We start from the raw sequence: 8,388 nt of genomic DNA on the forward strand, positions 1-8,388 counted from the left end.
ATACCGTTGTGGCCCGAGCGCCTGTTGACCCGCGACGACGCCGCCGAAATCGAGCGCCTGGTCCGCAGCCGCAGCTGCGCCAAATGGCTTGCCTCCGAAGACTTTTCCGAAACAATCGGCCACCTGCGCACGGCCATCCAGATCCCGGGGGCCGCGCACAGCGCACTGGAATATCAGCGCTGGGCCGTCCGCAGCCAGCTGCGCGACGAGGGCCGGCGCTTCATGAGATCGATGAGCCAGCAGCTCAGCGTTCCGCTGTTACACCTGCGCGGCGACGCCGATCCCTACGTGCTGGCCGACCCGGTCGACCGAACGCAGCGCTACGCACCTCAGGGACGCTACGTATCCATCTCCGGCGCAGGGCATTTCAGCCACGAAGAGGCGCCCGAGGAAATCAACAGGCACCTGACGAAGTTCCTCGAACAGGTGCACCCGACCCGGGCGAGGTGAGCGCGGTGGCTCAGCCGACGCAGGACCCGGTGCCCACCAGCTGGGTATCGCCGACCCGGGCAAGCTGACTGGCCACCTCGTCGGCGGTAAGCACGAAGCCGGTGTCGGGGTCGTCGACCGCCGCGCCGAACACCACCCCGAGCACATGCCCGTCGAGATCGATCAGCGGACCACCCGAATTACCTTGCTCCACACTGGCTCTGATCGTGTAGACGTCACGGGTGACCGGCGCCGGATCGCGGTAGATGTCGGGACCGCTGAGCTTGATCAGCTCGCGGATCCGGGCCGGGGTCGCGGTGAAGTTCCCACCACCGGGATACCCCAGGACCACGACGCTGGCGCCGGTCTTCGCGTCGCCCTGGGCGAAAGTCAACGGCGGCGGGGGCAGGTTGGGAACGGACAGGATCGCGATGTCGACCGCCGGATCGTAGGACACCACCGTGGCGTCCAGCGGATTGCCGCTGGCGTAGATCTGAACGCTGTTGGAACCGGCCACCACGTGCGCGTTGGTCATCACCCGGTCGGGCGCGATGACAAAACCACTGCCCTCCAACACTTTCTGGCAGCTGGGGGCCAGGCTGCGCACCTTGACCACGCTGGGCGCGGTGGCCTGCACCACCGGGTTGCCGGCCAGCTCGGGGTCGGGCGAGGCGACCGGGATGACGGGGGTGCGGCTGAACGGCTCCAGCACCGCGGGCAGACCGGAGGTGTTCAGCAGCGCCGAAAGCCGCTTGGGCACCGTCTTGAGCCAGGGCGGCGCTACATCGTTGACCTGAGCCAACACTCGCGAGCCGCGGACCGCCGCGGCCAGTTCCGGCTGGTCTTTGGACTGGGTCAACGGCGTGGCCAGCAACCACGCCGCGGTCAACACCACGACCAGCTGGACCGCCACCCCGATGACCGAGTCGACCGTCCGGATGGAACGGCTGCGGATCGCGCCCCGGACGGCGCGTCCCAGCACCACACCGGCGACCTCACCGATGACCACCAGCGCGAGGATCAAGAACAGTGCGGCAAACAATTTCGCGCGCGGGGCGGCGATGTGGCTGACCAGATGCGGCGCCAACAGCACCCCCGCGATGGCGCCCAGCAACACCCCCACGAACGACAGCAACGAGCCCAACGCGCCCGACCGCCAGCCCGAGACCGCCGCGATGAACGCGACCGCCAGCACGGCGACATCCAGCCACTGCGATGGGGTCATCGAATTCACCGCAGCCCGCCCCCCTCGCCGACCAACGCCATCGCGGCGTCCAACTCCCGCTCGTCGGTGGTGTCCCACGGCTGGGCCCAGCCCGCGACGTCGAGCAGCGCAGAAATCACCTGGCCAGTGAATCCCCAGACCAGCATCTCGTTGAGCAGAAACGCCGGGCCGGCCCACCGGCGGCCGAGATCGCCGCGGTACACCATCAGCCGGTTTTCCGGGTTGACGAAGGCGCGCAACGGAACTCGCGCCACGATCGCGGTTTCGGCCTCGTTGACGACGGCCACCGGACCGGGATCAGGCGAATAGGCCAGCACCGGGACGACGTGGAACTGCGACGGCGCGATGAACATCTTCTCCATCGTCGCCAGGGGATAGAGCCGGCTGACGTCGATCCCGGTTTCCTCGCGGGCCTCGCGCAGCGCGGTGTCCACCGGGCCGTCGTCGGTGGGATCGGAGGCGCCGCCGGGAAACGCCGCCTGGCCAGCGTGGTGGCGCAGGGTCGAGGCCCGCACGGTGACCAGCAGGTCGGCGTCGTCGGGGAAACCACCATCGGGCGGGCCGGATTCCGAACCGGAGAACAACACCAGCACTGCGGCTTCCCGGCCGCCGCCGCGCAGGGCCGTCACCGCGGACGCGGCCTTGCTGGTGATCATCGCCAGCACATCGGCCGGCAGTCGGCGCCGGGCCGCATCGGGAACGTCATCGACATGGTCGAGCAGCGGACGCAGCCAGGACGGGCAGGCGTCAGGCCGCAACGGAACGGCCCCGCGCGCCGGGGCGGGGTCCCCATTCCGCAGGGGCGAACCCCCAGCACTCACGGCCCCTCCAGTCGGTTCAATTTTTCCGCTTATCCCCTGTCTTTGCCGATCGCGGCCGCGATCTCATCGGCAGTGGTGAAAGCTCGTGGCAGCGTCTGGGCAACGCTACCGTCCGGCCGCAGGACCACCGTCGCGGGCATCACATTAACCACCCGCAGCGCGGCCGCGACCCGGCGACGACCGTCCTGCAGGGTCGGCAGGCGCACCCCGAGCTCGGCCAGCCGCAGCAGGGCGGCCGTCTCGTTCTCGTCTTGATGCACCGTCACCACCGTCACGTCCGAACCGGCCCGACGTTGATACTCGGCCATCGCGGGCAGTTCGGCGGCGCACGGCGCGCACCAATACGCCCACAAGTTAAGGACCACCCGGCGCCCGGCCACCGCGCGGCCGACGTCGACAACCGAACCGTCGGCGGCGCACTCCGCCGTCACGCCGCGCAGCGCCTCGGGGCCGGGACCGTTTCCGGCGCCGGGGCACGGCGACAGGTTGGCGCGCTGCCGCGGCCCCGCCAACGCGGCGGGCGTATCGGCGTCGCGGTGTTCCCGGTCGGCCACCGGCCGGTTGCCCGCGGGCGTGGCAGTCCTGTCGGAGTCGTCGCGCAGCTGGGCGACCAGCGCCGCGATCAGCGCCACCACCACCGCCAGGATCGCGATGTGCCAGCGGGCCCTGCGGGTCAGCGTCGGCCTCCAGGTAGGCATTGCGTCCCTGCGCGTAGGTCGCGGACCGGCTTACAGCCCGGCCAGGGCGAGCAGGTGCTCGGTTTCCGGCCCCTTCACCAGCGGCGCGGCCAGCGCCGCCTCGGTGGGCCCCAGGCCGAAGGACGGGCAGTCTTTGGCGATCAGGCAGACGCCGCACGCCGGTTTGCGCGCGTGACACACCCGGCGGCCGTGAAAGATCACCCGGTGGCTCAGCATGGTCCACTCACCGCGTTCGATGAGCTCGCCCACGGCGTGCTCGATTTTGACCGGGTCCTTGTCGGCGGTCCAGCGCCACCTGTGCACCAGCCGCGCGAAATGGGTGTCGACGGTGATGCCGGGGATCCCGAAGGCGTTGCCCAGGATGACGTTGGCGGTCTTGCGTCCCACCCCCGGCAGCGTGACCAGTTCCGCCATGGTCGACGGCACCTCGCCGTCGAAGCGTTCGACCAGGGCCTGCCCCAAACCGATCAACGAGGAGGCCTTGTTGCGAAAGAAACCGGTCGGGCGGATCAGGTTCTCCAGTTCGGCACGGTCGGCTTGCGCGTAGTCCAGCGCCGAGCGGTACCGCTTGAACAGCGCCGGAGTGGTCAGGTTGACCCGCTTGTCCGTGCTCTGCGCCGACAGGATGGTGGCGACGGTCAGCTCCAGCGGCGTCGTGAAATCCAGCTCGCAGTGCGCATCCGGAAACGCTTGCGCCAGAGCACGATTCATCCGCCGCGCCCTTCGCACCAGGCCCACCCGGGTTTCCTGCGACCACCGTCGCGCATCGGCGGCGCCGGACGGGGCCGGAGCCGATTTCGAACGCCCGGACGACTTCGCCGCTGTCACCTACGACAGAGTACTGATTTCGTGATCTGGCCGAGACCCCGTGTTGATTCAAGGCCATGTTTACTCTTCGTGTGTCGTGGTTGCTGGTGGCCGGCGTTCCGGTGCTGCTGATGCTGGCGGCGCTGGGTCTTGGGCGGCTCGAATCGGAGCTCGCCCCCCACGCCACGGCGGTGGCCGACGTCGACGAATTCCTCGAGCTTGCCGGCGGAGTGGACATGCACACGCTGGCGTCCGAAGGCATGCCGGAGGCGTTGGAATACCTGCATCGGCGCGAGCTCGCGCAGCTGCCCACGGCCCCGACGAGCGGGCGCACCGGCGGCCCGCGTCACGCCGCGCCGTCGTTCGCCGTCGGCTTCGTCGACCGCGACGAGATGACATTACCGACGCGGATACACGGCCATTCGCACGTCAATCCGCAGTTTAGGGCACCTCGACACGCCAATCGTGTGTAGCGTTGGCACGTTGGACACAACGGCGTACCTCTAGACTCGTCACGCGAGCAAGGGGTTAGCCTGCCCGTATCACATTAATTTTCTGGGAAAGTTGAAGAGGCAACGTGGACGAGATCCTGGCAAGGGCAGGAATCTTCCAAGGGGTTGAACCCGGCGCAGTCACAGCACTGACCAAGCAGCTGCAACCCGTCGACTTCCCCCGCGGACACACGGTCTTCGCCGAGGGGGAACCCGGTGATCGGCTGTACATCATTGTCTCGGGGAAGGTGAAGATCGGTCGCCGTTCCCCCGATGGACGCGAGAACCTGCTGACGATCATGGGCCCGTCGGACATGTTCGGCGAATTGTCGATCTTCGACCCGGGGCCTCGAACGTCCAGCGCCACCACCATCACCGAGGTGCGGGCGGTGTCGATGGACCGTGACGCGCTGCGGGCGTGGATCGCCGACCGCCCCGAGATCGCCGAACAGCTGCTGCGGGTGCTGGCCCGACGCCTGCGCCGCACCAACAACAACCTGGCTGACCTCATCTTCACCGACGTGCCCGGCCGGGTGGCCAAGCAACTGCTGCAGCTCGCCCAGCGGTTTGGCACCCAGGAGGGTGGCGCGATGCGGGTCACCCACGACCTGACGCAGGAAGAGATCGCGCAGCTGGTGGGGGCGTCCCGCGAGACGGTGAACAAGGCGCTGGCCGACTTCGCCCACCGCGGCTGGATCCGCCTGGAGGGCAAGAGCGTGCTGATCTCGGACTCTGAACGGCTCGCGCGCCGAGCCCGCTAATCCGCGCGGCGCTTCACCGTTCCCCGCCTCACCAGCCCATGGGCACCGTTTGGGCACCATGCGGTGACTTCACAACGTGTTAGCGCCGGCGCTATCGCATTTCAGAAGAACTGTGCGCTCCCAGAGCCGGAACCGATGGGGCGGTAGTGACTGGCGGGGACGCCCTACGCCGACGACTCGGCGCGCAGGAAATTGAGCTGCACCTGCACCGACCATTCGGCGGCATCCCAGAGCTTCTCGTCGACATCGACATAGACGTGTTCGACGATGCGGCGGGCGCTGGCGTCCTCCCCCAGCTCCCGCAACGCAGAACGCACCTGATCGAGGCGCTCCCGCCGGTGCGCAAGATAGCCCTCGGCGACGCTCGCCAGGTCGGTCAGCTCGGGGCCGTGTCCGGGCAGTACTCCCCGTCGGCCCAGCCCGCGCAGGCGCCGCAGGGATTCCAGGTAGTCCGTCAGGCTGCCGTCCTCCTTGTCGAGAACGGCGGTCCCGCGGCCCAGCACGGTATCGGCGGTCAGCACGGCATCGTCGAGCAGGAACGACAGCGAATCTGCGGTGTGGCCGGGCGTCGCCATGACCTTGATCTTGAGGCCGGCGGCGTCGATCACCTCGCCGTCGGTCAGCTCGCCGCCCAGGCCGCGCAGAAAACCGCTCCCTGCCGAGCGCACGGTCGCGCCGGTCAGCTCGACCAGCTTGTCGATGCCGTCGGTGTGATCGCTGTGCCGGTGGCTGATCAGGACCAGGGCGATACGGCCCAGCGCGGCGACCCGCGCGATGTGGTCGTCGTCGTCGGGCCCGGGATCCACGATGACCAGTTCGTCGCTGCGCGGGCCGCGCAACACCCAGGTGTTGGTACCCTCGAGCGTCAGCAGACCGGGGTTGTCGGCCAACAGGACCGACGCGGTGTCGGTGACCGCCCGCAGCTTGGCGTACGCGGGGTGGGTCAGCGACTCGGCGGCCTCGGTCACGGGCGTCAGCCGACCTCGACGATCAGCTCCACTTCCACCGGCGCATCCAGTGGCAGCTCGGAGACGCCGACCGCCGACCGCGCGTGCGCGCCATGCTCGCCGAACACCTCGCCGAGCAGTTCGGAGGCCCCGTTGATGACGCCGGGCTGGCCGTTGAACCCCGGGGCCGACGCCACGAACCCGACGACTTTCACCACCCGGGTCACCGCGTCGATGCCCACCAGCGAGTTGACGGCCGCCAGCGCATTGAGCGCGCAGATCCGCGCCAGCGCCTTGCCGTCGTCGGGGCTGACGTCGGCGCCGACCTTGCCGGTTCCCAACAGCTTTCCGGCCTGCATCGGCAACTGGCCGGAGGTGTAGATCAGGTTGCCGGTGCGCACCGCCGGGACGTAGGCGGCCAGCGGCGCGACCACCTCCGGAAGCTCGAGGCCGAGCTCCCCGAGCCGGGCCTTCCAGGAAGGCTGAACGCTCATCGAGAAAGGCCTTACTTGGGGCGCTTCAGGTACGCGACGTGCTGCTCGCCGGTCGGCCCTTGCAGCACGGACACCAACTCCCAGCCGTCGGCACCCCACTGGTCGAGGATCTGTTTGGTGGCATGCGTCAGCAGCGGGACCGTGACGTACTCCCATGCGGTCGGTTGGCTCATGCCGCGAGCTTATCGGGTCGGGCTAGCATGCGAAGGTGGCAACCACATCGAGCGGCGGAGCTGCCGTCGGCTGGCCTGCGCGCTTGACGAAGGCCCGTTTACATTTCGTGACCGGCAAAGGCGGTACGGGCAAGTCGACCATCGCGGCGGCGCTGGCACTGACGCTCGCCGCCGGGGGCCGCAAGGTCTTGCTCGTGGAAGTCGAAGGCCGCCAAGGGATTGCGCAACTCTTCGACGTCCCGCCGCTGCCATACCAAGAAGTGAAGATCGCGACCGCCGAACGCGGCGGTCAGGTCAACGCCCTGGCGATCGACATCGAGGCCGCCTTCCTGGAATACCTCGACATGTTCTACAACCTGGGCATTGCGGGTCGCGCGATGCGCCGCATCGGCGCGATCGAGTTCGCGACGACGATCGCGCCCGGCCTGCGTGACGTGCTGCTGACCGGCAAGATCAAGGAGACGGTGATCCGCGTCGACAAGAACCGGCTGCCGGTTTATGACGCGATCGTGGTCGACGCCCCGCCGACCGGACGGATCGCGCGTTTCCTGGACGTCACCAAAGCCGTGTCCGATCTGGCCAAGGGCGGCCCGGTGCATTCGCAGGCCGACGGCGTGGTGAGGTTGCTGCACTCCGAGCAGACGGCCATTCACTTAGTCACCCTGTTGGAGGCGTTGCCGGTCCAGGAAACGCTGGAAGCCATCGAGGAGCTCGCCGAGATGCAGCTGCCGATCGGCAGCGTGATCGTGAACCGCAACATTCCGTCTTATCTGCAGCCTGCCGACCTGGCGAAGGCCGCCGAGGGTGACGTCGATGCGGACTCGGTGCGGGCCGGATTGGAAAAGTCCGGAATCAGCTTGAACGACAAGGACTTCGCCGGTCTGCTGACCGAGACCATCGAGCACGCGACGGTCGTCGCGACCCGCGCCGAGATCGCACAACAGCTCGAGGCGCTGAAGGTGGCGCGACTGGAACTACCGGCCATCTCCGACGGGGTCGACCTCGGTAGCCTCTACGAGCTGTCGGAATCACTTGCGCAGCAGGGGGTTCGATGAGCACCACGCCCAAACAGCTTGACATGGCCGCCATCCTGGCCGACACCACCAACCGTGTGGTGGTGTGCTGCGGCGCCGGCGGGGTGGGCAAGACCACCACCGCGGCCGCGATCGCGCTGCGCGCCGCCGAATACGGGCGCAACGTCTGCGTTTTGACGATCGATCCGGCCAGGCGGCTGGCCCAGGCGCTGGGGGTCAGCGACCTCGGCAACACGCCGCAACGCGTCCCGCTGGCGGCGGAGGTTCCCGGCGAGCTGCACGCGATGATGCTCGACATGCGCCGTACCTTCGACGAGATGGTGGTCCAGTACTCGGGACCCGGTCGCGCGCAGGCGATTCTGGACAACCAGTTCTATCAGACCGTCGCCAGTTCGCTTGCCGGCACGCAGGAGTACATGGCGATGGAGAAGCTGGGCCAGCTGCTGGCCGAGGATCGCTGGGATTTGGTGGTCGTGGATACGCCGCCGTCGCGCAACGCCCTGGACTT

Annotated in this window: 12 protein-coding genes; 5 read left to right on the forward strand and 7 right to left on the reverse strand. The window is 68.4% G+C overall.

Annotated features, from left to right (window positions below):
• On the forward strand, nt 1–450 hold a 450-nt coding region (locus A5659_RS21310), incomplete at its 5' end, for an alpha/beta fold hydrolase (RefSeq protein ID WP_197498133.1).
• A 10-nt stretch (nt 451–460) separates the two neighbouring features.
• Here A5659_RS21310 and marP read toward each other — a convergent pair.
• The 4 genes from marP to nth are packed head-to-tail and all read right to left on the reverse strand — an operon-like array spanning nt 461 to nt 3,884.
• A complete protein-coding gene (marP, locus tag A5659_RS21315) occupies nt 461–1,654 on the reverse strand; it encodes an acid resistance serine protease MarP (protein WP_066867749.1) in 1,194 nt (397 codons plus the stop codon).
• Nucleotides 1,655–1,659: 5 nt separating this feature from the next.
• Nucleotides 1,660–2,475, reverse strand: coding sequence for a CoA pyrophosphatase (locus A5659_RS21320; RefSeq protein WP_066867637.1), 816 nt, complete (start codon nt 2,473–2,475; stop codon nt 1,660–1,662).
• A 29-nt stretch (nt 2,476–2,504) separates the two neighbouring features.
• Entirely contained in the window at nt 2,505–3,173 is a 669-nt protein-coding gene (locus tag A5659_RS21325) for a TlpA disulfide reductase family protein (RefSeq protein WP_066878092.1), read from the reverse strand.
• Nucleotides 3,174–3,203: 30 nt separating this feature from the next.
• Nucleotides 3,204–3,884 carry an endonuclease III gene (gene nth, locus A5659_RS21330; RefSeq protein ID WP_066867642.1) on the reverse strand — a complete coding sequence of 227 codons (681 nt, stop codon included), beginning with the start codon at nt 3,882–3,884 and terminating at the stop codon, nt 3,204–3,206.
• Between the two features lie 173 nt (nt 3,885–4,057).
• Between nth and A5659_RS21335 the strand changes: the two genes are divergently transcribed.
• Complete coding sequence (locus A5659_RS21335; RefSeq protein WP_231997961.1) at nt 4,058–4,453, forward strand: hypothetical protein; 396 nt, start codon at nt 4,058–4,060, stop codon at nt 4,451–4,453.
• Nucleotides 4,454–4,557: 104 nt separating this feature from the next.
• Entirely contained in the window at nt 4,558–5,232 is a 675-nt protein-coding gene (gene crp, locus A5659_RS21340) for a cAMP-activated global transcriptional regulator CRP (RefSeq protein ID WP_036465140.1), read from the forward strand.
• A gap of 164 nt (nt 5,233–5,396) precedes the next feature.
• On the opposite strand, the gene A5659_RS21345 is transcribed toward crp, so the two are convergent.
• From A5659_RS21345 to A5659_RS27885, 3 genes are read right to left on the reverse strand one after another with little or no spacing between them, the layout of a single operon-like run.
• The gene (locus tag A5659_RS21345) at nt 5,397–6,200 is read right to left on the reverse strand and encodes an MBL fold metallo-hydrolase (RefSeq protein ID WP_067021855.1); all 804 of its coding nucleotides are present in this window, start codon (nt 6,198–6,200) and stop codon (nt 5,397–5,399) included.
• A gap of 5 nt (nt 6,201–6,205) precedes the next feature.
• Complete coding sequence (locus A5659_RS21350) at nt 6,206–6,673, reverse strand: RidA family protein (protein WP_067184090.1); 468 nt, start codon at nt 6,671–6,673, stop codon at nt 6,206–6,208.
• Nucleotides 6,674–6,684: 11 nt separating this feature from the next.
• A complete protein-coding gene (locus A5659_RS27885) occupies nt 6,685–6,846 on the reverse strand; it encodes a DUF4177 domain-containing protein (RefSeq protein WP_007772224.1) in 162 nt (53 codons plus the stop codon).
• Between the two features lie 35 nt (nt 6,847–6,881).
• Here A5659_RS27885 and A5659_RS21355 point away from each other — a divergent pair, with 35 nt between their 5' ends.
• Together A5659_RS21355 and A5659_RS21360 are read left to right on the forward strand one after the other, a co-directional pair.
• Complete coding sequence (locus A5659_RS21355) at nt 6,882–7,901, forward strand: ArsA-related P-loop ATPase (RefSeq protein WP_066867654.1); 1,020 nt, start codon at nt 6,882–6,884, stop codon at nt 7,899–7,901.
• Nucleotides 7,898–8,388, forward strand: a 491-nt coding sequence (locus tag A5659_RS21360) for an ArsA-related P-loop ATPase (protein ID WP_156749303.1), incomplete at its 3' end; no start/stop codon positions are given. The genes A5659_RS21355 and A5659_RS21360, both read left to right, overlap by 4 nt.

The organism is Mycobacterium sp. 1165196.3 (assembly GCF_001673415.1).
Classification (GTDB): Bacteria; Actinomycetota; Actinomycetes; order Mycobacteriales; family Mycobacteriaceae; genus Mycobacterium; species Mycobacterium europaeum_A.